Here is a 22,029-nt window from a genome sequence, read left to right on the forward strand (position 1 = left end):
CGCGGCGGCGCTACGCCGCGAGGCCGTGCCGCTCGCGGCCGCGGGCAACGACGGCGCCGTCGGGCACCACCGCGTCCTCCGGCACGACGGCGCCCGCCGCCACGCGCGCCCCGGCACCGATCTCGGCGCGCGCACCCACCCGGGCACCCGCGCCGACGACGGCGTCGCGACCCACGCGCACGCGGCTCGCCAGGTGCGCGCGCGGGCCGATCACCGCGCCGCCCTCGACCCAGCCGTGCTCGCCGATCGACGCGCCCGACTCCACGCGCGCGCCGGCGTCGACCCACGCCCAGGCGCCGATCCGCGCGTCGTCCGCGACCTCGGCACCGGAGGCCACCAGGCCGCCCGACGCACCGCGCTGGTAGCGCACGACGCGGCCGGTCTCGTCCTCGAACTCCTCGTACTTCCGCAGCATCGTCATGATGCTCATATCAACGGTGCAGCCGTGCGAATCGTTCCGTGAGGTGCGCCACGCCCGGGTCGGCGCCGGGCCCGCCCCGGCCTACTCCGGCAGCACGGTGAACTGCTGGATCGAGACCTCGCGCGCCTGGGCGAGGGCCTCCGGCGTCGCCGTCCCGGACGACTCAACGACCGCCGCCCACCGGTCGATCGAGCCCTTGTTGAACTCGACGACCTCGGGGCTGTTCGCGGCCTCGACCGGGTCGCCGATGACATCCCCGCGCAGGTGCAGCCCCAGGCCCATGACGGCGCCGTCCCAGCCGGGCCCGACGTACAGGGCACCCGCACCGCCGCCGGCCATCGCCGTCGGGACCGCGTGCCGCAGCTCGAGCGTCGTCCGGGCACCCTCGGCGCTCAGGCGCAGCTCGAGGATGCTCTCGGGCCCGCCGAACGTCACGCGCAGCAGGCCGGGACGGTCGCACACGAGGATCTCCCCGCCCGCGTTGCCCTGGATCTGGTAGCTCCCGCCGACGCGGAAATCGCCGGTCACCGGCGAGAACCACCGGGGCAGCCGCTCGGGGTTGGTCAGGGCGTCCCAGACGTCCTCGGCGTCGGCGTCGTAGGTGCGGGTGAGCGACACCGCCACGGTGTCGCCCTCCCCCGGCCCGACGGCGCGGCGGGTGGCCTCCAGCTCGGTGAGCATGTCGAAGATCATGTGTCGGTCCTCCCAGGTGGATCGGTGGCGCCGTCGGCGGCGGCGCGGGCGGCTGCCCGCTCCCGCTCCCGGCGGCCTCGGGCGAGCTCCGTGCCGAGGGCGTCGAGCCGCTGGGTCCAGAACGCCCGGAAGGGCTCCAGCCACACGTCGACCTCCCGCAACGGGGCGGGCTCGACGGCGTACAGCCGCCGGGCACCTTCGGGGCGCACGCGCGCGAAGCCGCTCTCCCGCAGCACCCGCAGGTGCTGGGAGACGGCGGGCTGGCTGATCCCGAACTCGCGGCGGACGACGGCGGTCACCTCACCCGCCGACTGCTCGCTCTCGAGCAGCAGCTCGAGGATCCTCCGCCGGACGGGATCCCCCAGGACGTCGAACGCGTGCATGCAGCTGACTGTATGCGTGCCGACTTATATAAGTCAACGCTTCCGGCTGTCTACTTCGCGGATGGAGGGGGCGGAGGGTCGGGGGGTGTGCGCGGGGTCGCCGCCAGGAGGAGCTCGGCCACCGACCGCGCGTCGAACGCCGGGCGCGGGGACTTCTCGCGCAGGCCGGCCACGCTCGCGCCGTCGTAGAGCATGAGGAGCTGGCGGGCGAGGGCGCCGTCCTTGTCCGCGTAGCCGTGCGCAGCCAGGCACTGGGCGAAGAAGGCGCGCTGGTCGTCTTTCTGCTCGACGGCCTCGCGGTGCGCGGGCTCGGCCGGGTCGGGGATCTCGACGAGCGTGTTGAGGAACGCGCACCCGCGGAAGGCGGTCTCCTCGAGCCGCTCCGCGAGCACGTCGAACGTGTCCAGCGGGTGCCCGCCGCGCTCGAGGACGCGCGGCACGGTGATCGTCGCCCAGCGCTCCCGGCGTCGGCGCAGCACCGCGACGACGAGCGCGCCCTTGCTGGCGAAGTGCCGGTAGAACGACGCGCGGCCCACGCCGCTGACGTGCAGGATCTGCTCGATCCCGGTGCCCCGCGTGCCCTGCGCGTAGAAGAGCTCCTCCGCGGTGTCGAGGAGCCGCTCGCGGGCGTTCGTCGCCATCGGACCAGCGTACGAGGGTCTTGCGCTTTGCGGAACCGATCGGTACCGTTCGAGATGGAACCGATCGGTTCCGTTTCAGCCGGGCGGCCGAGCCCCCGCTGCGATGACGCCGCCCACCGAAGAGATGGGGATCATCGTGCGCATCGGCATCAACGGCTTCGGCCGCATCGGACGCAGCTTCGTCCGCGCCGCCCTCGAGCGCGGCAGCGACCTCGAGATCGTCGCCGTCAACGACCTGACCGACGCCGCCACCCTCGCCCACCTGCTGCGCTACGACACCGCGTTCGGCACCCTGCCGGCCGACGTCGCGGTGGACGGCGACGCCATCGTCGTCGGCGCGAAGCGGATCCGGGTGCTGTCCGAGCGCGAGCCCGCCGCCCTGCCGTGGGGCGAGCTCGGCGTCGAGCTGGTCGTCGAGTCGACCGGCCGCTTCACCAAGCGCGACGGCGCCGCCGGCCACCTCGCCGCGGGCGCCCGGAAGGTCCTGGTGAGCGCGCCGGCGTCGGGCGACGACCTGACCATCGTCATGGGCGTCAACGACCACCTCTACGACCCGGCGCAGCACCACGTCGTCTCCAACGCGTCGTGCACCACGAACTGCCTCGCGCCGCTCGCGAAGGTGCTCAACGACGCCGTCGGGATCGAGACCGGCGTGATGACCACCGTGCACGCGTACACCGCGGACCAGAACCTGCAGGACGGCCCGCACCGCGACCTGCGCCGGGCGCGGGCGGCCGCGCAGAACATCGTGCCGACGTCGTCGGGCGCCGCGAAGGCGATCGGGCGCGTGCTGCCCGAGCTCGACGGGCGCCTGTCGGGCTTCGCGCTGCGGGTGCCGGTGATCACCGGGTCCATCACGGACCTCACCGTGACCGCGTCGCGCGACGTCACCGTCGAGGAGATCGACGCCGCCTACCGCGCGGCAGCCGCGGGACCCCTCGCCGGGGTGCTCGCGTACTCGAGCGACCCGATCGTCTCGAGCGACATCGTCGGCAACCCCGCGAGCGCCATCTACGACGCGCCGCTCACCACGGTGATGGGCCGGACCGTGAAGGTGCTGGCCTGGTACGACAACGAGTGGGGCTTCACCAACCGCCTCCTCGACACGGCGGAGCTCATCGCCCGCGCCGGCTGACGCACCCACCGCCCCCTCCGACCCGCCCGTCCCCACCCACAGCTCACCCGGCCGAGGTCGAGCCTTTCGTTCGAGGTCGAGGGTTACCGCCTTCGACCTCGAGTGGAAAGCTCGACCTCGAACGGAGAGCTCGACCTGGGCGGGGGGCGGGCCGGCGGCGGAGGTGGAGCGGCGGCGGAGTAGCGTCTGCCCGTGTCCCGGCTGAGTGCGTGGCGGTTCGTCGTCGCGTTCGGCGTCGTGAGCCTGCTGGCCGACGTCGTCTACGAGGGCGCCCGCTCGGTCACCGGGCCGCTGCTCGCGTCGCTGGGTGCGGGCGCCGTCGTCGTCGGGACGGTGACGGGCGCCGGGGAGGCGGCCGCGCTCGTCCTGCGGCTGGTCTCCGGGACGCTGACCGACCGGACCCGCCGGTTCTGGGCCTGGACCATCGCGGGGTACGCGGTGACGGTGATCTCGGTGCCGCTGCTCGGCGTCGTCGGGGTGCTGTGGGCGGCGGCCGCGCTGGTCATCGCCGAGCGCGTCGGCAAGGCCGTCCGCTCCCCCGCCAAGGACACACTGCTCTCGCACGCGACCGCCGTCACGGGCCGCGGCCGCGGGTTCGCGGTGCACGAGGCCCTCGACCAGATCGGCGCGCTGCTCGGGCCGCTGGTGGTGGGCGGGATGCTCGCGCTCACCGGCGGCGACTACGGCCCGGCGCTGGCCGTGCTCGCGGTGCCCGGCGTCGGCGTCATGGCGCTGCTGCTCTGGCTGCGCGCCCGCGTCCCCGACCCGGCCGCCTACGAGGAGGACGCCGCCGGCCCGGCGCCCGACGCCGCCTCGGCGCCCTCGCCCGCGCCCGACGCCGCCGCGCCCCACCCCTCCTGGCTCGCCGCCCTGCCGCGGGTCTTCTGGGTGTACGCCGGGTTCAGCGCGCTGGCGATCCTCGGGTTCGCGACGTTCGGCCTGGTGTCGTTCCACATGGTGCAGGTCGACGTCGTCCCGGTCGCCTGGGTGCCGGTCGTCTACGCGGCGGCGATGGTCGCCGACGCGCTGGCGGCGGTCGCGAGCGGCTGGGCGTACGACCGGGTCGGCGGGGCGCGCGTCCTCGTCGTCGTGCCGGTGCTCACGGTCGCGGCCACGGCGCTGGCGTTCGGCGGGACCCTGACCGCCGTGCTCACCGGCACGATGCTCTGGGGCGTCGCGCTCGGCATCCAGGAGTCGACGATGCGCGCCGTCGTCGCCGACCTCGTGCCCACCCGCCGCCGTGCGACCGCCTACGGGCTGTACGCGGCGGTCGTCGGGGGCGCGGCAGCGGTGGGCGGCGCCGCACTGGGCGCTCTCTACGAGGCGTCGGTCGGGGCGCTCGTCGCCGGGGTCGCCGTGGCGGAGGCGCTGGCCCTGGTCCTGCTCGCCGCGACCTACCGCGGGCGCCGGGCCGCCGTCCTGGCCGCGTAGCAGACTGCGGTGATGGACCAGCCGACTGCGGCCGCCTCCGCACCGATCCTGCGACCCGCGCGCGACGACGACGCCCTCGAGATCGCGCGCATCTGGCTCGTCGGCTGGCACGACGGTCACGACGGCCACGTGCCGCCCGAGCTCGTGGCCCACCGACCCCCGGAGTCCTTCCCGCCGCGCGTGCGCGAGCGCATCCCCGCCACGTGGGTGGCCGACCGCGACGGCGAGGTGCAGGGCTTCGTCACGGTGCACGACGACGAGGTCGAGCAGCTCTTCGTCGACCGCGCGGCGCGCGGGTCCGGCGTCGCGCGCGCCCTGCTGCGCCGAGGCGAGGAGCTCGTGGCCGCGGCCGGGCACGAGGTGGCGTGGCTCGCCGTCGTCGCCGGCAACGCCCGGGCCCGCGCGTTCTACGAGCGCGAGGGCTGGGTGGACCGCGGCCCCTTCCCCTACCAGGCGCAGACGTCGTCGGGCGAGGTCACGGTCCCCACCCACCGCTACGAGCGCAACCTCGCCACCCGCTGACCCGACCCCGCCGTCGCCGACGCCCACGCGAGAACGAGGGTTTGCCGCGAGACCGAGGGGACGGAGCCCTCGTCCTCAGCGCAAACCCTCGTCGTCGGCGGAAGGAGGGGCCTCGGCGGGCGGGAGGGCCTCGGCGGGCGGGAGGGCCTCGGCGGACGGGAGGGCCGGGGCGGCCGGGTCCGGGTCCGCGCGTCGGGGGGCGGGCGGGGTGCGCGCCGCGGTGCGGCGGAGCGCGGCGAGGTACTGGGGGCGGACGCCCGTCGTGCGCATCTCCTGGAGCACGTGGTCGCGCACGCCCATGGCCCGGAGGGTCGCGGACAGATCCGCCACGTCGTCCTCATCCAGGCTCGTCGGGTCGACCGTCGTCCTCACCTGCACCGCGACCCCGGCGTCGAGCACCAGGCGCAGCGACGCGAAGGCGAGGTCCTCGCTCGCGGCGACGCCCGTGATCGCCGCGTACCGGCCCCGTGGCGCCTTGATGTCGATGCCCACCCAGTCGACCAGCGGCAGCAGCTCGCGCAGTCGCCGCGGGTAGGCGCCGCTCGTGTGCAGCCCGACGGCGAACCCCCGCGCCCGTACGTCCCGCATCGCGTCCGCCAGCCCGGCCTGCCGCGTCGGCTCCCCGCCGGAGAAGACGACCCCGTCGAGCCGCCCCTGACGGCGGTCCAGAAGCTCGCGCACCTGCGACCAGGCGACCGTGCCCGCGCGTCGGGGGTCGATGAGGTCCGGGTTGTGGCAGTAGGTGCAGTCCCACGGGCAGCCCTGAAGGAACGCCGTCGCCACCAGGTGGTCCGGCCAGTCGCACGTCGACAGCGGGACGAGGCCGGCGATGACCAGCTCGTCCGCCGACGACGCGCGACCCGGCGCCGCTCGATCGGCCACCCCGGCGCCGGCCGACCCCACAGGGCCGGCCGGCGCGATGTCGTCAGACACCGGCCACCTCGAGCTGGGGCAGCGCGACCTCCTCGACGAAGTGCACGCGCTCGGCGTGCTCGCCCTTCTTGCCGACGTTGAACGAGCTCACCGGCCGGTGGTAGCCCATGACGCGCGTCCACACCTCGCAGGCCACGGGCGCCGCCGCCGGATCGGCCTCCGCGCAGCGCGGGCAGGTCGTGTGCTCCCCGGCGAGGTACCCGTGCGTCGGGCAGATGGAGAACGTCGGGGTGACCGTGATGTAGGGCAGGTGGTGCGTGGCGAGGGAGCGACGCACGAGCTCGCGGCACGCGGCGGACGACGACACTCGCTCGGACATGTACAGGTGCAGCACCGTGCCGCCGGTGTACCTGGTCTGCAGCTCGTCCTGGCGGTCCAGTGCCTCGAACGGGTCGTCGGTGAACCCGACCGGCAGCTGGCTCGAGTTCGTGTAGTACGGGTTCTCCTCCGTCCCCGCCTGAAGGATGTCGGGGAACCGGCGGCGGTCCTCCTTGGCGAACCGGTACGTCGTGCCTTCCGCCGGCGTGGCCTCCAGGTTGTACAGGTGGCCGGTCGCCTCCTGGAACTCGACCATGCGCGCGCGCACGTGGTCGAGCAGCCGCACGGCCAGCGCGTGACCCTCGGGGCTCGTGATGTCGTGCGCGTCGGCGGTGAAGTTGCGGATCATCTCGTTGATCCCGTTCACGCCGATCGTCGAGAAGTGGTTGCGCAGGCCCGCGCCCAGGTAGCGCCGCGTGTAGGGGAAGAGCCCCTCGTCGATCAGCCGGCCGATGACCTTGCGCTTGATCTCCAGCGACTCCTTGGCGAGCACGAGCAGCCGGTCCAGCTCGCCGAGCAGCCCGGCCTCGTCGCCGCGGTGCAGGTACCCGAGCCGGGCGCAGTTCACGGTGACGACGCCGAGCGAGCCGGTCTGCTCCGCCGAGCCGAACAGGCCGTTGCCGCGCTTGAGCAGCTCCCGCAGGTCGAGCTGGAGCCGGCAGCACATCGAGCGGATCTGGTTCGGCTCCAGGTCGGAGTTGATGAAGTTCTGGAAGTACGGCAGGCCGTACTTCGCGGTCATCTCGAACAGCAGCTCGGCGTTCGGCGACTCCCACGGGAAGTCCTTGGTGATGTTGTACGTCGGGATGGGGAACGTGAACACCCGACCCGACGAGTCGCCCGTCGTCATGACGTCGATGTACGCGCGGTTGATCAGGTCCATCTCGGCCTGGAGCTCGCCGTAGGCGAAGTCCTGCTCCACCCCGCCGATGACGGGGACCTGCGCGCGCAGGTCCTCCGGGCACGTCCAGTCGAACGTGAGGTTCGTGAACGGCGTCTGGGTGCCCCAGCGCGAGGGCACGTTGAGGTTGTAGACGAGCTCCTGCACGCCCTGCCGGACGGCGGCGTAGTCGAGCCCGTCGACGCGGACGAACGGCGCCATGTACGTGTCGAACGAGCTGAACGCCTGGGCGCCCGCCCACTCGTTCTGCATCGTGCCGAGGAAGTTCACGATCTGCCCGACGGCGGACGAGAAGTGCTTGGGCGGGCCCGCCTCGACCTTGCCCGGCACCCCGTTGAGGCCCTCGGTGAGCAGCGTGCGCAGTGACCAGCCGGCGCAGTAGCCGGCGAGCATGTCGAGGTCGTGGATGTGGATCGCGCCGTCCCGGTGGGCGTGGCCGACCTCCGGCGGGTAGACGTGCGAGAGCCAGTAGTTCGCGGTGACCTTGCCGGAGGTGTTGAGGATCAGCCCGCCGAGCGAGTAGCCCTGGTTCGCGTTCGCGTTGACCCGCCAGTCGCTGCGGTCGAGGTACTCGTTGACCGACGACTCCACCTCCACGACGGTCCGGGCGTCGTCGCGCAGGCGGGCGTGCTGCTCCCGGTAGGCGATGTAGGCGCGCGCGGTCCCGGTGTGGCCGGCGTCGAGCAGCGCCTGCTCGACGAGGTCCTGGACGTGCTCGACGTGCGGGTAGGGCACGCCGTCGGCCGCGAGGCGGGCGAGGACGGCGTCGGCGACCGGGGCCGCGTAGGCGTCGGCGTGCTCGACGTCGGTCGCGCCGGTGGCCAGGCCGGCGCGGGCGATCGCGGAGCGGATGAGCTCCGGCCGGAAGGGCGCGGCGGCCCCGTTGCGCTTGATGACGCCCTGAAGTGGGGTCATGGCTCCATCCTCCTCCGTCGGTGGAACATCTGGTGGCCCGCAGCGCGTCAACCACTAGATGTTGGGTACGGCGAGCGATCTTGGCCCCGGGCCCCACCGCCAACCGGGACGTAGGTCCCAAGCCGCCCGTCGCCGCACGGAGAACACGCCGAAACTCCTCGGCGTGTCGTCGCCCGGCTCGATGACCCCCACATGTAGGGCCATCGACACGCGCAACCACAACATCTTGTGGACCCTCGGAGCCTTCGGTGTAGGCTCGCGGAGCCGACGGTCCACCCGTGCGGCGAGCGCCGGAGACGGCGGGCGACGTGCGGGTGGGGCAAGAGGGAACCCGGTGGAACTCCGGGACTGCCCCGCAGCGGTGAGTGGGAACGACAGTCGTCATCAGCACTGGGCACCAGCCCGGGAAGCGACGACCGGTAGGTGCGGGTACCCCGGTACCCGCGAGCCCACGAGTCCGAAGACCTGCCGCCGGTGCGCGTACCGCCGGTACGCGCGGTTCCGGCGCCTCTCGGGTGGGCTCGGCGGAAGGGCGCGTGCGCGCCGTCGTCGTCCCAGGGCACCGGAGCACCGGCTCGACCTGGGAGCACGCCGATGACGACCCTTGCCGACCCCGCCGTCCGACCGCCGTCCGCCGCGGCACCCCCAGCGCCCGACGGCCGCATCCACGTCACCAAGCGCGACGGCTCGCGCGAGCCCTACGACGCCGACCGCATCAACCGCGCGATCGAGCGCGCCACGACCGGCCTGGCCGACCCGATCGCCAAGGTCACGCAGATCGCGTCCGAGCTCGCGATCACCCTCTTCGACGGCATCACCTCCGAGCAGCTCGACGAGGCGGCGATCGCCGTCACCGTGCAGAACGTCAAGGACGACCCCGCGTTCGACACGATCGCGGCCCGCCTGCTGCGCAAGGTGATCTACAAGCGCGTGCTCGGCGGCTACCGGACCGACGTCGAGCTGGCCCTGCTGCACCGGGCGCGGTTCCCGGGATACGTGCGCGACGCCGTCGAGGACCGCCTGCTCGACGCGCGCCTGGCCGAGCTGTTCGACCTCGACGCGCTGGCCGCGGCGCTCGACCCCGGACGCGACGAGCTGCTGCGCTACATCGGCACGGTCACGATGACGAACCGCTACATGATCACCGGGCGCGACCGGAAGCCGCTCGAGGTGCCGCAGTACTTCTGGATGCGCGTGGCGATGGGCCTGTCGCTGAACGAGGCCGACCCCACCGCGACGGCGCTCGCGCTCTACGACGCGATCTCCCGGCTGGAGTACCTGCCGGCAGGCTCGACCCTCGTCAACGCCGGGACCGCCTACCCGCAGCTGTCCAACTGCTTCGTCATCCAGATGGACGACGACATCGAGCACATCGCCACGTCCGTGCGCAACGTCATGTGGCTGACCAAGGGCACCGGCGGCATCGGGCTGTCCGTGACCAAGCTGCGGTCCGAGGGCTCGCCCATCCGGTCGAACAACACGGTCTCGACCGGCCCCATCCCGTTCATGCACACGATCGACTCGACGCTGCGCGCGATCTCCCGCGGCGGCAAGAAGTTCGGCGCCCTGTGCTTCTACATGGAGAACTGGCACCTGGACTTCGGCCAGTTCCTGGACCTGCGGCAGAACTCCGGCGACCCGTACCGCCGCACCCGCACCGCGAACACCGCGGTCTGGATCAGCGACGAGTTCATGAAGCGCGTCGCCGCCGACGAGGACTGGTACCTGTTCGACCCCGCCGAGACGCCCGACCTGGTCGAGCTCACCGGCGCCGCGTTCTCCGCCCGCTACGCCCAGTACGTGGCCGACGCCGAGGCGGGGCGGCTGCGCACCTTCGGCCGGGTCCGCGCCCGCGAGCAGTACAAGCAGATTCTGGTGACCCTCCAGACGACGTCGCACCCGTGGCTGACCTGGAAGGACACCATCAACACCCGGGCCCTGAACACCAACACCGGGACCATCCACCTGTCGAACCTGTGCACCGAGATCTGCCTGCCGCAGGACCGGGACACCATCTCCGTCTGCAACCTCGCCTCGATCAACCTGCCGGTCTTCCTGGCCGACGGCGCGGGCGCCGCTGCCGATGGCGCGGGCGACCTCGACTGGGAGCGGATGGCGCGAGCCGTGCGTCTGGCCGTCCGCCAGCTCGACAATCTCATCGACATCACCATCTCGTCCGTCCCGGAGTCCGAGCGCGCCAACGCCGACAGCCGCGCCGTCGGGCTGGGCATGATGGGCTTCACCGACATCGCCGAGCGGCTCGGGCTCGCCTACGACTCGCCCGAGGCGGCCGACCTCATCGACCGGGTGGTGGAGTTCGTCTCCTGGCACGCGATCGACGCGTCGGCCGACCTGGCGGCCGAGCGCGGCGCCTACCCCGCGTTCGAGGGGTCGGGCTGGTCGCGCGGCCTCGTGCCGTTCGACACCCTCGCCGCCGTCGAGGCCGACCGTGGCGTGCCCGTCGAGGTCGACCGCACCACCCGGCTGGACTGGGACGCGCTGCGCACCAAGGTCAGCCGCGGCATGCGCAACTCGACGCTCATGGCCATCGCCCCCACGGCGTCCATCGGCCTCGTCGCCGGCACAACCCCGGGCCTGGACCCCCAGTTCTCGCAGATCTTCAGCCGGGCGACGTCGTCGGGCAAGTTCCTGGAGGTCAACCGCAACCTGGTCACCGACCTGCAGCGGCTCGGTCTCTGGGAGAACGTGCGCGAGCGCCTGCTCGCCGCCCAGGGGGACCTGTCGGCGATCGACGAGGTGCCCGAGCATCTCAAGGCCGTCTACCGGACGTCCTTCCAGCTGTCCCCGTACGCGTTCCTCGAGGTCGCGGCCCGCGCCCAGAAGTGGATCGACCAGGCCATCAGCCGCAACATCTACCTCGCCGACCGCAGCGTCGACGCGATGACCGACCTGTACGCCACCGCGTGGCGCAAGGGCGTCAAGACGACGTACTACCTGCACATGATGCCGCGGCACACGGCCGAGCAGTCGACCGTGCGGGTCAACAAGACGGAGAACATCAACGCGACGGGGTCGGCGAGCGGTCGTCCCGCATCGGCGGCCCCGGCGCCGGTCGCCACGGGCGGCCCGGCCCGCACCGGCTTCGCAGGGTTCGGCGCCGCTCGCAAGGCGACGACGCCGTCACCCGCCGCGCCGCCATCGGCCGCCGTGCCCGCCGTGCCCGCCGTGCCCTCCGTGGCCACCGAACCGCCGTCGGGCGCGACGGTGCTGGACCTCGCCGACACGGAGATCGTCGACGGCGTCGCCTGCCCCGTCGACCCGATGGAGCGCCTCCAGTGCGAGTCCTGCCAGTGACCTCGTGACCCGTCGACCCCTCATCCGACCCCTGATCGCTACGCAAGGAGCACACCCATGACCAGCACGCGCACCGGCATCCTCGGCGCCGGCATCTCCGACGGCCTCCTGCTCAAGCCCGTCACCTACCCCTGGGCGATGGACCTGTACAACCAGGCCGTCGCGAACACCTGGTTCCCGAACGAGATCCAGCTCGGCGAGGACCTCGCCGACTTCGCCCGGATGACCGACGACGAGAAGCATGCGCTCGTGCACCTCGTCTCGTACTTCAACCCGAACGAGCTGCTCGTGAACAAGGCACTCGCGTTCGGCGTCTACCCCTACATCAACGCGCCCGAGGGGCACCTGTACCTCGCCAAGCAGATGTGGGAGGAGGCCAACCACACGATGGCCTTCGAGTACATCCTCGAGACGTTCCCCATCGACCGCGAGGCCGCCTACTCCAACCACGTCACCGTGCCGTCGATGGCCGCGAAGGAGGCGTTCGAGACCCGCTTCATCCAGCGGATGACGTCCGAGACGCTCGACATCACGACCACCGAGGGCAAGAAGGACTTCGTCCGCAACCTCATCGCGTACAACATCGTGCTCGAGGGGATCTGGTTCTACTCGGGCTTCATGGTCGCCCTGTCGTTCCGGCAGCGGAACCTGCTGCGCAACTTCGGCTCACTGATGGACTGGATCATCCGCGACGAGTCGCTGCACCTGCAGTTCGGCATCAACCTCATCCTCACCGTGCTCGCCGAGAACGAGGACCTGCAGACCGCCGAGTTCGCCGACGAGGTGCGGGCGATGATCCTCCAGGCCGTCGAGATGGAGGAGGCCTACAACCGGGACATGTTCCCGCGCGGCATCCTCGGCCTGAACGCCGACTACGTGAACCAGTACGTCAAGTACCTCACGGACCGTCGGCTGGAGGAGCTCGGCTTCGAGCCCGAGTTCGGCGTCTCCAACCCCGCGAAGTGGATGGCGACCGCGAACGACACCCTCCAGCTCGTGAACTTCTTCGAGGCGACCAACACCTCCTACGAGGTCAACGCCCAGGCGACGGGACGCTGACGAGCCGCGCGCCGGGCCCCTGAGGGGGCCCGGCGTGGCAAGATGCGTCCGATCCCCCGCCGAGGAGCACCATGAACGTCGCCCGCCTCCTGCGCAGGCGGGCGCGGGCCCACGCGGGGCTGCTGCTGCTCGTGCTCGCCCAGGTGGCCCTGACGACCGCCGCCGTCGCGGGCGCGACCGGCTACGTCTCGCTCGCGGTCCGCGCGGGCCTCGGCGACACGCTGACCGGTTCCCCCGACGCAGCGCTCCGGGTGCAGACCGGCCTGTCCGACGACGCGGCCGCGCAGGCGCAGGCGGCCGCGGCCGTCCTCGACGAGCACCTCGGCGCCCTGCCCGTCACGGCCACGGCCTGGACCGCCACCGCCGCGCTGCCCGCGACCCTCGGCAGCACCGCGGACGGCGAGCCGCTCGGGGCCGACGCCGTGCTGTGGGCCGACCCCACCCTCGCGGAGGCCGCCGTCCTCGACGAGGGCACCTGGCCCACCGGACCCGACGAGACCGCCGTCCAGGTCGCCGCCGCCACACTCCTCGGGATCGCCCCGGGTGACGTCGTCACCGTGGCCGGCGACGGCGACGCCACGGCGACCCTCACGGTCACCGGCACCTGGCACCCGGCCGACCCGCTCGCGCCCCGCTGGGCGGGCGACCCGCTCGCCGCCGAGGGCGCGGACGACGACGGCGCGACCGCCGGCCCGTTCGTCGTGACCCCCGCGCGGCTCGCCGACCTGCCGGGCACGCGGTACGCACGCTGGACCCTCGTCCCGGACGTCGCGGCCCTGGCCCCGGACGACGTCGGCCGGCTCCGCCAGGCGCTCGACGCCGCGACCGGAGCGCTGCGCGACGACGACGCCGTCGCCGTCCGCGGGATGTCGGTCTCCGGCGGGCTCGCGAGCCTGCTCAGCACGGCCGAGGGCCGTCTCGGTGGCATCCGCGGGGTGACGACCGCCGCCGTCATGCTCGTCGTCCTGACCGGCCTCATCGCGCTGGCGCAGATGGCCCGCCTGCTCGCCGACGTCCGGCTCCCCGAGACCGTCCTCCTGCGCTCGCGCGGGACCACCGTGCGCCAGCTCACGACGGCGTCGCTCGCCGAGGCCGTCGTCGTCGCGCTGGCCGGGTCGGGGCTGGGCGCGGCCGGCGCGTGGGCCGTGCTCACCACGACCCAGGACGCCGCGCCGCCGGTCCTGGGCGTCGTCCTGACCGGCGTCGTCGCCGCGGTCCTGGCGGCCGGCGTGCTGGCCCAGCGCGCGGCGAGCCACGCGATCGGCGTCGTGCGACGGGGCCGGACCGACGCGGCCGGGCGCGGGCGGCGCGCGGTGCGGGCCGGCGCGGTCGTCGCGGCGCTCGCCGGGGCCGGGCTCGCCTGGTGGCAGCTCGACAGGTACGGCTCCCCCGTCTTCACCGACACCTCGGGCCTCGTCCAGGTGGACCCGCTCGCGGCCGCGGCCGTCGCGCTCGGGCTGCTCACGGTCGCCCTCGGCGCGACGGCGCTCCTGGTCCCGGCGACCGTCGCCGGCGCGGGCGCGGCGCAGCGCCGTCGCGACCTCATGCCGGTCCTCACGCTGCGCGAGCTCGCGCGCCACACGCCCGTGCACGCCGTCACCGTGGTGCTCGTCGTGCTCGCGGCCGGCGCCGCGACGTTCGTCGGGGCCTACGCGGGCACGCTCGACGCGTGGCGCGCCGACGTCGCGCGCGCGGCCACCGGCGCCGACATCGCCATGGAGGTCGCCACCGCGCCGACCGGGGCCCTGCCCCTCGCGACCGCCGCCCTGCGCGACCCGGTGGCCGAGGCCGCGGCGCCCGTGCGCCTGCTGAGCGTGCGCGCCGGAGGGGCGGCCGGTGACCTCGTCGCCGTCGGGCGCGGGCTGCCGCTGGGCGCGGGCCTGGGCCGGTTCACCGACGCGCTGGCCGGCCAGGGCGAGGCCGGTCCGGCGTTGCCCGAGGCCGGCGGCACGCTCCGCCTGACCGCGACGCTCGACGCCGGGCTGCCCGAGAACCCCGCGCTCACGGCGCGGGTCTGGCTCGCCGACGACGGCGGCGAGCTCGTCGCGCTCGACGGTGTCCCCGACGGCTCTCCCGGCGACGGCCACGACGGCGCCACCACCTGGACCGCCCACGTCCCGGCCGGGGCCTGGACGCTCGCGGCGGTGGACCTCACCTACGACGCGATGCCCCCCACGCCCGAGACGCTCGCGGCCGAGGCCTGGCTGAGCGAGCAGACCGACCCGGCCGCCCTGGACGCCTGGCGGCCGCCCGCCGAGCACCCCGTCACGCTGGGCCTGGCCGGGCTCGACGTCGGCGGCACCGACCTGCTCGCGGCCGCCCCGCGCTGGTCCGCGAGCACGTTCACGGGGGCCGAGGGCGTGACGCACGAGACCGCCGGCGCCTCCGTGACGCTCGGCCGCGACGTCGCCACGCCCGCCGTCCGCACGCCCGTGCGCCTGCTGCCGGCGCCGGTCGCCGCGAGCGCGGCCGCGCCGCTGCCGGTCGTCGTCACCGCCGGCTGGCGCGCGGGCTACGACGTCGCCGTCGGCGAGGGGACCACGATGCGCGTGGCCGGTCAGGACACGCAGGTCACGGTCGTGGGAGAGACGGCCGTCGTCCCGGGGTCGTCCGCGGCGCGCGCCCGCACGATCGCCGGCGCAACCGGGCAGGAGGGGGACACCGAGGCGGGCGACGCGGCGGCCCCCGGCGCGCTCGCCGCGCTCGCGGACCTCGCCGCGGTCAACCGGCTCCTGCTGGTCACCCGCGCGGATGTCCCCGCGCCCGACGCCGTCTGGGTGGACGTGGCCGCCGACCCCGGCCTGGTCTCCCAGCAGATCGCGGACGCGGTCGTGACGCAGGGCACCGACGAGGCCCTCCACCCGCTCACGGCGGTCACGACGGCGACGCCGACCCCCGATCGGCTCTCCTCACCGGCGGTCGTCGCGTCGTGGCTGGCGGCCGCGTGCGCGCTCGTCGTCATGGTGCCCGGCGTCGCGTCGACCGCCCTCGCGCTCGCCCTGGCCCGGCGCCGGGAGGCGGCGGTGCTGCGGGCCCTCGGCATCGGGCCGGGCCAGCAGGCCCGCGCGCGGCGCGCCGAGCTCGCGCTCGTCTGCGCGGGGGCCGTGGTGACGGGCGTCGTCGGCGGCCTCGCCGTCGCGTGGCTGACCGCGGGGCACCTGGTCCGCGCCACCGCGCCCGGGCCGGCGGACCTGCCGACGGCGCTGGCCCCGCACGTGCTGGGCACCGCCGGGGCGCTCGCCGCCGCCGTCGTGCTGCTCGCCCTGGTCGTCACCGGGTTCGGGGCCGCCGTCGCCCGGCAGGTGCGGTCCGCGACGCGCGTGGAGGACGAACGATGAGCGCCCCCCGGTTCACGGCTCCCCGCTTCACGGCCGCGCGCCTGGTCCGCCGCCAGCTGGCCGCCGAGCCCGCGACGGGCGCCCTGGTGGCGGCGACGGTCCTCGTCGTGTCGCTCGTCCTCTCGCTGTGGCCGCGCGCCGTCGACGCGCTGCTGGGCGACGACCTCCACGAGCAGGTCACCTCCCTGACTCCGGCTCAGCGGGACGTGACCGGCCGGATCGCCGCGTGGTTCACGTACGAGCCCGGGCCGGGCGCGCCCGGCGACGCCGACCCCAGCCTCGAGGGCGACGAGCTCGACGGGAGCGCGCACCTGGCCGGCTGGCTGGAGCAGCTCGAGGGCAACCGGGCGGCGGCCGGCGACCAGCTCTGGCACGTGCTCGGCCCGCCTGAGGCGGTGGCAACCCGCCCGTCCGACCCGATCGACAAGGGCCCGCGCGCGGCCGGCGTCGTCGCGGAGACCCTCGCCATCCGGACCGACCTGCGCATCGGCGACCGCGTCCGCGTCGTCGAGGGGCGCGCCCCGGCCGCCTACGACACCGGCGGCCTGTACGACGCCGGCTCGCCGCTCGACGTCGTCCGCGACCGGCCGCTCGAGCTCATGGCCAGCGTCGACACCGCGGACCGGATGCGCTGGGCGGTCGGCGAGACCCGCCTGATGACCGGCGTCGTGCCGTTCCGCGTGACGCTCGTCGGGACGTTCGAGGCGGTCGACCCGGACGCCGGGTACTGGTCGCACCTGGAGTCCACGCTCTTCCCGTTCATCGACGAGGACGGCAACGTCGGCACCACGGTCAACGGCACCGCGTACGCGGACCCGAGCGCGCTGCCTGCGCTGGTGCTCGCCGACGGCGTCGCGGTCGACTTCTGGTACCCGACGCTGACCGCGCAGACCGCGACGGCCGACCACGCCGACCTGCTGCGCGAGCTGCGCGCCTTCCTGGCCGAGGCCGGGATGACGAGCGAGCTCACCGCCCGGCTCGAGGACGTGACCGCGCGCCACGCCACGTTCACCGGCCTGCTGCAGGTGCTCGCGGTCGGGCCGATCGGCGTCGCGCTCGCGGTGCTCTGGCTGGCCGCCGTGCTCGCGACGGAGCGCCGCCGCGGCGCGCTCGCCCTGGCAGGGGTCCGCGGCGCGTCGCGGACCGGCGTGCGCGCGGCCTTGGCCGCCCAGGGCCTGGTGGTCGGGGTGCCACCGGCCGCGCTGGGCGCCTGGCTGGCCGCGCTGCTCGTGCCCCGGCCCTCGGCACCGGTCGCCGTGTGGGTGCTCGCGGCGGCCGTCGGGCTCGCCCCGGCGGCCTGCATGGCCGTCGCCGCCGGGCCCGCCATGCGGGCGGCCCGCCCCGCCCGCCCCGACGCCCGACGCGCGGACGGCGCGCACAGCACCGCCGGCCCGTCGGTGTCCGGCGCACTCCGGCGCCGCGCCCGGCTCGGCCTGGAGCTCGCCGTCGTGGGCCTCGCGGCCTTCGCCGTCTGGTCGGCCCGCGGGCGCGGGCTCGGCGGGGACGCGGACGGCGGGACGGACCCGCTGCTCGTCGTCGGGCCGGTGCTGCTCGCCCTGGCGGGCGGCCTGGTCGCGCTGCGCCTGTACCCGCTCCCCCTGCGCGCCCTGACCCGCTGGCTGCACTCCCGACGTCGCCTGCCGCACTTCCTCGGCGCCGCCGAGACGACGCGGTCGGCGCGCGCGGGCCTCGCCGCGGTCGTCGCGCTCGTCCTGGCCGTCGGGGTGGGCACGTTCTCCGGCGTGACGCTGTCGACCGTGGGCTCCGGCGTCGAGCGGACGGCGGCCGCCGCCGTCGGCGCGGACCTCGTGCTCGAGGGCGAGGGCCTGCCCGCGGACGCCGCGGCGCGCGTCGCTGCGCTCGACGGGGTCGCGCACGTCGCCACCGTCGGCAACGCGGGCCGGGCGCCGGGACGGCTGCTCGGCAGCGACGGGCGCGTGGACGTGCTCACCGTCGAGGTCGCCGAGGTCGCGGCCGTGCAGGCCGGCCTGCCCGGCGTCGGCGCGCTGCCCGCCCTCGCGGCCGACGACGGCGCTCTCCCGGCGATCATCGGCGGACGCGACCCCGAGGACGTCGGCGACGGCGGGGAGTCGTTCGTGCGCTGGGGCTCCGACCTGGCCCAGCTCGCGTTCGAGCCCGTCGCGGCGGCCCGGTCCCTCCCCGGCGTCTCCGCCGGCTCGGCGTGGGTGGTCGTGGACGCCGACGCCTGGGCCGCCCGGACGGGCGCGGCGGCGCCGGTCGCCCGGGTGCTCGTCGACCTCGCCCCCGGTGCGGACACCGACGACGTCGCCACCGCGGCCCGGTCCGCCCTGGGTGCGCCCGACGACGCCGCCGACCGGCCCGGCCTCGACGCCGGCCCGCGGATCGCCACGACCAGCACCGACGCCGTCCGTGCCTCCGTCGGCGACCGCGCCCTCGTCCGTGGCCTGACCGTCGGCCTGCTCGCCGCGTCCGGGCTCGTCGCGCTCCTCGCCGTCGTCGTGCTCGGCCTGGCCCTGACCATCCGCGCACCCGAGCGCGGGCGGCTGGTGGCGCTCCTGGCCACCGTCGGCGCACCCCGCGGGACGACGTGGCGCCTGGTGGCCTGGGAGGTGGTGCCGCTCGTCGCGGTCGCGCTGGCGACGGGCACCGGCGTCGGAGCCCTCCTGCCGTGGGTGGTCCTCGACGTCGCCGACCTGCGGCCGTTCACCGGCGGGATCGCCCACCCGCCGATCACCGTCGACGCGGGTGTCCCCCTCGCGGGGGTCGGGCTCGCCGTCGTCATCACCGTGCTGGCCGTCGCGCTCGCCGCGGCCCGCGCCCGGCGCACGCGCACCGTCGTCGTGCTGCGAGAAGGGGAACGACCATGAGCGCTGAGGTCGACGTGGCCACGGCCGGGGGCGCGGCGCCGCCCGAGCGGCCGGACATCGTGTGCGAGGACCTCGTGCGCGTGTTCTCCACCGAGGGCGTGGAGGTCCAGGCGCTCCAGGGGCTCAACCTGCACGTGGCGGCCGGCGACCTCGTCGCCGTCGTCGGGGCGTCCGGGTCGGGCAAGTCGACGCTGCTGACGATCCTGTCCGGGCTCGACCGCCCGACCGCCGGGTCCGCCGTCGTCGCCGGCGTCGACCTGCTCACCATGACGAACGCCCAGCGCACCGCCTACCAGCGCGACGTCGTCGGCTTCGTCTGGCAGCAGACCGGACGCAACCTGCTCCCCTACCTGACCGCCGCCGAGAACGTCGCGCTGCCGCTCGTCGTCGCCCGGCGCACGCGTGGCACCCGGGCCCGTGCGGCGCGGGTCGCCGAGCTGCTCGAGCTCATGGGCGTCGCGGAGGTGCACGACCGCCTGCCGCGCGAGATGTCCGGCGGGCAGCAGCAGCGCGTCGCGATCGCCGCGGCCGTCGCGAACTCCCCGCGCGTGCTCCTCGCGGACGAGCCGACGGGCGAGCTCGACGAAGAGACGTCGGCCGCGGTCTTCGAGGCGATCCGGCACGTCAACCGCGAGGTCGGCGTGACCACCCTCATCGTGACGCACGACCCTGCGGTCGCGGAGCACGTGCGCCGCACGGTGCAGATCCGGGACGGCCGGACGTCCACGGAGGTGCTGCGCCGGTCGACCGTCGACGAGCACGGGCGCGAGCACCTCGTCGCCGAGGAGTTCGCCGTGCTGGACAAGGTGGGCCGGCTGCAGCTGCCGCACGGCTTCGTCGAGGCGCTCGACCTGCGCGACCGCGTCCGGCTCGGGCTCGAGGAGGACCACGTGAGCGTGTGGCCGGACCGGGAGGAGGGGCGATGAGCGCGGCAGCGGCCCTGCGCGGCGAGACCCTCGTGCGGACCTACGGGTCCGGCCGGGGCGCGGTCGAGGCCGTCCGCGGCGTCGACCTCGAGGTCGGCGCCGGGCAGCTCGTGATGATCCGCGGGCGGTCCGGCTCGGGGAAGACGACCCTGCTCAACCTCCTCGGCGGGCTCGAGCGGCCGACGTCGGGCCGGGTCTGGGTGGGCGAGCGCGAGCTCACCGCGATGTCGGAGGACGAGGTGCTCGAGCTGCGCCGCCAGCACCTGGGGTACGTGTTCCAGTCGTTCGGGCTGGTGCCGTCGCTCTCGGCGGCGGAGAACGTCGAGGTGCCCCTGCGGCTGCTCGAGCTGGACCCCCGCGAGCGCGACGCGCGGGTGGCGGAGGCCCTCGAGCTGGTCGGCCTGGCGCGGCACGCCAAGCAGCGCCCCGGCGAGATGTCGGGCGGTCAGCAGCAGCGCGTCGGCATCGCCCGCGCGCTGGTCGCCCAGCCCGCCGTGCTGCTCGCCGACGAGCCGACCGGCCAGCTCGACTCCCGCAACGCGGTGGTCGTCATGGACCTCCTGGCGGACCTGGTCCACACGCGCGGCGTGGCGGCGGTCGTCACGACGCACGACCCGCTCATGGTCGAGCGCGCCGACCGCGTCCTCGACCTGCACTCCGGCCGGCTGCAGGGCTGAGCCCGGGCGCCGCCCGGGCCGGCTCAGGCGGGCAGCAGCCGCACCCCCGCCTCCGCGAGCGCGCGGCAGGGGGCGCCGTCCGGGTCCGCGTCCGTGATCACGCCCGCCACCGCGTCCAGCCCCAGCACCGCGAACGACGACGCCGCACCCACCTTCTCCGCACTGGCCAGCACGTACGTCTCGGCGGCGCGGGCGGCCAGCGCGCGCTTCATCGCCGCCTCGTCGGCGTCGCCGGTGGTCAGGCCGGCCTCCGCGTGCACGCCGGTGACGCCCAGCAGGAACAGGTCGGCGCTCACGGCCGACGCGGCCTCCACGGCCGCCGCGCCGCAGGCGACCACCGAGTGCTTGAACAGCCGCCCGCCGATGACGTACACGTCCACGGTCGGGTGCTCCGCGAGGGCCGCGGCGACCGTCGGGCTGTGGGTGACGACCGTCGCGCGCAGGTCCGCCGGGAGCGCCCGGGTGACGGCGAGCGCCGTCGTGCCGCCGTCGAGCAGGACGGTCATCCCGGGCCGCACGAGGGCCGCCGCGACGCTCGCGACGCGCGCCTTGCCCGCGACCGAGACCTCCTGCCGCGCGGCGTAGCCGACGACGGCCGGCGATGCGGGGAGCGCGCCGCCGTAGACGCGCTGGACGAGCCCGGCGGCCGCGAGGTCGCGCAGGTCGCGGCGCACGGAGTCCTCGGAGACGCCGAGCTCGGCGGCGAGGTCCTTGGCGACGAGGCGCCCGTCGGCGCGCAGCCGCTCCAGGAGCAGCTCGCGGCGGTGGGCGGCGTGCGGCGTGGAGGGTCTCGAGGCGAACGGTTTCACGATTCTCCTTGTTCTTGCACGATTCTGCACGTACGGTACCGCACCATGACCACTCACGACACCCTTCCGACCGTCCCGGCCGCACCCGTCACCGCCGCTCCGGCCGCTCCAGCCGCCGACGCCCCTGCCACTCCCCCCGCGGCCGCCCCCGCGCCGGCGGGCTCCGGCGCCGACCGCCCGCTCCTCGTCCTCATCGCGGGCCCGTACCGCTCGGGTACGGGCGACGACCCGGCCCTCATGGCGGCGAACCTCGCCCGCCTCGAGTCCGCCGCCTGGCCCGTCTTCGAGCGCGGGCACGTGCCGATGATCGGCGAGTGGGTCGCCCTGCCGGTGCTGCGCGGCGCGGGCGCCGTCCGGCCCGGTGGCGAGGCCGACGTCACCGCGCCCCTCGCCGACGCCGTCATGTACCCGACCGCCGAGCGCCTCCTCGCGCACTGCGACGCCGTCCTGCGCCTGCCGGGCGACTCCCGCGGCGCCGACCAGGACGTCGCCCTCGCCCGCGAGCGCGGCCTCCCGGTCTGGACGTCGGTGGAGGAGATCCCCGCCCGCGCGCCCCGGTGACATCAGCGCTGCCCGCCGCCGCCCGCCGAGGTCGAGCTTTTCGCCCGAGGTCGAGCGTCACGACCTTCGACCTCGAGCACAGAGCTCGACCTCGCGAGGGAGGGAGCGGCATCGGTGCGCGATGGGCCCCGGCGCGCGAGACCCGACACGGCCGCGCATCCTTGATCGGTGCCCGACGACGCCCATCGCCCCGCCGCCGCGA

At 75.0% G+C, this 22,029-nt stretch carries 17 protein-coding genes and 1 riboswitch; of the genes, 10 read left to right on the plus strand and 7 right to left on the minus strand.

Translation table 11 applies throughout. The features are described 5' to 3' along the window. Positions 1–10: 10 nt before the first annotated feature. From AFE02nite_RS08245 to AFE02nite_RS08260, 4 genes are all read right to left on the minus strand, one after another. Positions 11–430 (minus strand): transferase, encoded by a 420-nt coding sequence (locus tag AFE02nite_RS08245; protein ID WP_261765542.1) that lies wholly within the window; start codon positions 428–430, stop codon positions 11–13. Positions 431–502: 72 nt separating this feature from the next. Further along, positions 503–1,114, minus strand: a complete 612-nt coding sequence (locus tag AFE02nite_RS08250) for an SRPBCC family protein (protein ID WP_052114050.1) — start codon at positions 1,112–1,114, stop codon at positions 503–505. Further along, positions 1,111–1,497, minus strand: a complete 387-nt coding sequence (locus AFE02nite_RS08255; RefSeq protein ID WP_034248963.1) for an ArsR/SmtB family transcription factor — start codon at positions 1,495–1,497, stop codon at positions 1,111–1,113. The genes AFE02nite_RS08250 and AFE02nite_RS08255 overlap by 4 nt, the downstream gene beginning before the upstream one ends. 50 nt (positions 1,498–1,547) lie before the next feature. Then, positions 1,548–2,138 (minus strand): TetR/AcrR family transcriptional regulator, encoded by a 591-nt coding sequence (locus AFE02nite_RS08260; RefSeq protein ID WP_052114049.1) that lies wholly within the window; start codon positions 2,136–2,138, stop codon positions 1,548–1,550. Between the two features lie 130 nt (positions 2,139–2,268). On the opposite strand from AFE02nite_RS08260, the gene gap reads away from it, so the two are divergent. The 3 genes from gap (at position 2,269) to AFE02nite_RS08275 (ending at position 5,226) form a co-directional block, all read left to right on the plus strand. After that, positions 2,269–3,273, plus strand: coding sequence for a type I glyceraldehyde-3-phosphate dehydrogenase (gene gap, locus AFE02nite_RS08265; RefSeq protein ID WP_146819487.1), 1,005 nt, complete (start codon positions 2,269–2,271; stop codon positions 3,271–3,273). Positions 3,274–3,465: 192 nt separating this feature from the next. Beyond that, on the plus strand, positions 3,466–4,704 hold the full coding sequence (locus AFE02nite_RS08270; protein WP_261765543.1) for an MFS transporter: 1,239 nt from the start codon (positions 3,466–3,468) through the stop codon (positions 4,702–4,704). Positions 4,705–4,716: 12 nt separating this feature from the next. After that, the gene (locus tag AFE02nite_RS08275; RefSeq protein WP_034247580.1) at positions 4,717–5,226 is read left to right on the plus strand and encodes a GNAT family N-acetyltransferase; all 510 of its coding nucleotides are present in this window, start codon (positions 4,717–4,719) and stop codon (positions 5,224–5,226) included. Between the two features lie 75 nt (positions 5,227–5,301). On the opposite strand, the gene AFE02nite_RS08280 is transcribed toward AFE02nite_RS08275, so the two are convergent. Continuing rightward, on the minus strand, positions 5,302–6,159 hold the full coding sequence (locus tag AFE02nite_RS08280; protein WP_307726040.1) for an anaerobic ribonucleoside-triphosphate reductase activating protein: 858 nt from the start codon (positions 6,157–6,159) through the stop codon (positions 5,302–5,304). Beyond that, positions 6,152–8,293 (minus strand): ribonucleoside triphosphate reductase, encoded by a 2,142-nt coding sequence (locus AFE02nite_RS08285; protein ID WP_146819422.1) that lies wholly within the window; start codon positions 8,291–8,293, stop codon positions 6,152–6,154. Before AFE02nite_RS08285 ends, AFE02nite_RS08280 begins: the two co-directional genes overlap by 8 nt. A 324-nt stretch (positions 8,294–8,617) precedes the next feature. Beyond that, positions 8,618–8,760, plus strand: a riboswitch (cobalamin riboswitch). Positions 8,761–8,887: 127 nt separating this feature from the next. On the opposite strand from AFE02nite_RS08285, the gene AFE02nite_RS08290 reads away from it, so the two are divergent. The 6 genes from AFE02nite_RS08290 (at position 8,888) to AFE02nite_RS08315 (ending at position 20,457) form a co-directional block, all read left to right on the plus strand. After that, the gene (locus AFE02nite_RS08290; protein WP_146819423.1) at positions 8,888–11,608 is read left to right on the plus strand and encodes a ribonucleoside-diphosphate reductase subunit alpha; all 2,721 of its coding nucleotides are present in this window, start codon (positions 8,888–8,890) and stop codon (positions 11,606–11,608) included. 57 nt (positions 11,609–11,665) lie between these two features. Continuing rightward, positions 11,666–12,667 (plus strand): ribonucleotide-diphosphate reductase subunit beta, encoded by a 1,002-nt coding sequence (locus tag AFE02nite_RS08295; RefSeq protein ID WP_034247582.1) that lies wholly within the window; start codon positions 11,666–11,668, stop codon positions 12,665–12,667. 71 nt (positions 12,668–12,738) lie between these two features. Next, positions 12,739–16,005: an FtsX-like permease family protein gene (locus tag AFE02nite_RS17360; RefSeq protein ID WP_186814504.1), complete on the plus strand. Its 3,267-nt coding sequence runs from the start codon at positions 12,739–12,741 to the stop codon at positions 16,003–16,005. After that, complete coding sequence (locus tag AFE02nite_RS08305) at positions 16,002–18,854, plus strand: FtsX-like permease family protein (protein WP_146819424.1); 2,853 nt, start codon at positions 16,002–16,004, stop codon at positions 18,852–18,854. The genes AFE02nite_RS17360 and AFE02nite_RS08305 overlap by 4 nt, the downstream gene beginning before the upstream one ends. Next, complete coding sequence (locus tag AFE02nite_RS08310) at positions 18,851–19,780, plus strand: ABC transporter ATP-binding protein (protein ID WP_034247616.1); 930 nt, start codon at positions 18,851–18,853, stop codon at positions 19,778–19,780. Before AFE02nite_RS08305 ends, AFE02nite_RS08310 begins: the two co-directional genes overlap by 4 nt. Next, a complete protein-coding gene (locus tag AFE02nite_RS08315) occupies positions 19,777–20,457 on the plus strand; it encodes an ABC transporter ATP-binding protein (protein ID WP_034247614.1) in 681 nt (226 codons plus the stop codon). The genes AFE02nite_RS08310 and AFE02nite_RS08315 overlap by 4 nt, the downstream gene beginning before the upstream one ends. Before the next feature lie 23 nt (positions 20,458–20,480). On the opposite strand, the gene AFE02nite_RS08320 is transcribed toward AFE02nite_RS08315, so the two are convergent. Next, positions 20,481–21,266 (minus strand): DeoR/GlpR family DNA-binding transcription regulator, encoded by a 786-nt coding sequence (locus AFE02nite_RS08320; protein ID WP_052113873.1) that lies wholly within the window; start codon positions 21,264–21,266, stop codon positions 20,481–20,483. A gap of 45 nt (positions 21,267–21,311) precedes the next feature. Here AFE02nite_RS08320 and AFE02nite_RS17715 point away from each other — a divergent pair, with 45 nt between their 5' ends. Continuing rightward, positions 21,312–21,827, plus strand: coding sequence for a hypothetical protein (locus AFE02nite_RS17715; RefSeq protein ID WP_261765544.1), 516 nt, complete (start codon positions 21,312–21,314; stop codon positions 21,825–21,827). Positions 21,828–22,029: the final 202 nt, after the last annotated feature.

Source organism: Actinotalea fermentans, assembly GCF_007991475.1.
GTDB classification, from domain to species: Bacteria; Actinomycetota; Actinomycetes; order Actinomycetales; family Cellulomonadaceae; genus Actinotalea; species Actinotalea fermentans.

Excerpts from the sequence above, each read along its gene's own strand:
- AFE02nite_RS08245 (WP_261765542.1), bottom strand. The coding sequence starts at position 430 with ATGAGCATCATGACGATGCTGCGGAAGTACGAGGAGTTCGAGGACGAG.
- AFE02nite_RS08250 (WP_052114050.1), bottom strand. The coding sequence starts at position 1,114 with ATGATCTTCGACATGCTCACCGAGCTGGAGGCCACCCGCCGCGCCGTC.
- AFE02nite_RS08255 (WP_034248963.1), bottom strand. The coding sequence starts at position 1,497 with ATGCACGCGTTCGACGTCCTGGGGGATCCCGTCCGGCGGAGGATCCTC.
- AFE02nite_RS08260 (WP_052114049.1), bottom strand. The coding sequence starts at position 2,138 with ATGGCGACGAACGCCCGCGAGCGGCTCCTCGACACCGCGGAGGAGCTC.
- AFE02nite_RS08275 (WP_034247580.1), top strand. The coding sequence starts at position 4,717 with ATGGACCAGCCGACTGCGGCCGCCTCCGCACCGATCCTGCGACCCGCG.
- AFE02nite_RS08285 (WP_146819422.1), bottom strand. The coding sequence starts at position 8,293 with ATGACCCCACTTCAGGGCGTCATCAAGCGCAACGGGGCCGCCGCGCCC.
- AFE02nite_RS08290 (WP_146819423.1), top strand. The coding sequence starts at position 8,888 with ATGACGACCCTTGCCGACCCCGCCGTCCGACCGCCGTCCGCCGCGGCA.
- AFE02nite_RS08295 (WP_034247582.1), top strand. The coding sequence starts at position 11,666 with ATGACCAGCACGCGCACCGGCATCCTCGGCGCCGGCATCTCCGACGGC.
- AFE02nite_RS17360 (WP_186814504.1), top strand. The coding sequence starts at position 12,739 with ATGAACGTCGCCCGCCTCCTGCGCAGGCGGGCGCGGGCCCACGCGGGG.
- AFE02nite_RS08305 (WP_146819424.1), top strand. The coding sequence starts at position 16,002 with ATGAGCGCCCCCCGGTTCACGGCTCCCCGCTTCACGGCCGCGCGCCTG.
- AFE02nite_RS08310 (WP_034247616.1), top strand. The coding sequence starts at position 18,851 with ATGAGCGCTGAGGTCGACGTGGCCACGGCCGGGGGCGCGGCGCCGCCC.
- AFE02nite_RS08315 (WP_034247614.1), top strand. The coding sequence starts at position 19,777 with ATGAGCGCGGCAGCGGCCCTGCGCGGCGAGACCCTCGTGCGGACCTAC.
- AFE02nite_RS17715 (WP_261765544.1), top strand. The coding sequence starts at position 21,312 with ATGACCACTCACGACACCCTTCCGACCGTCCCGGCCGCACCCGTCACC.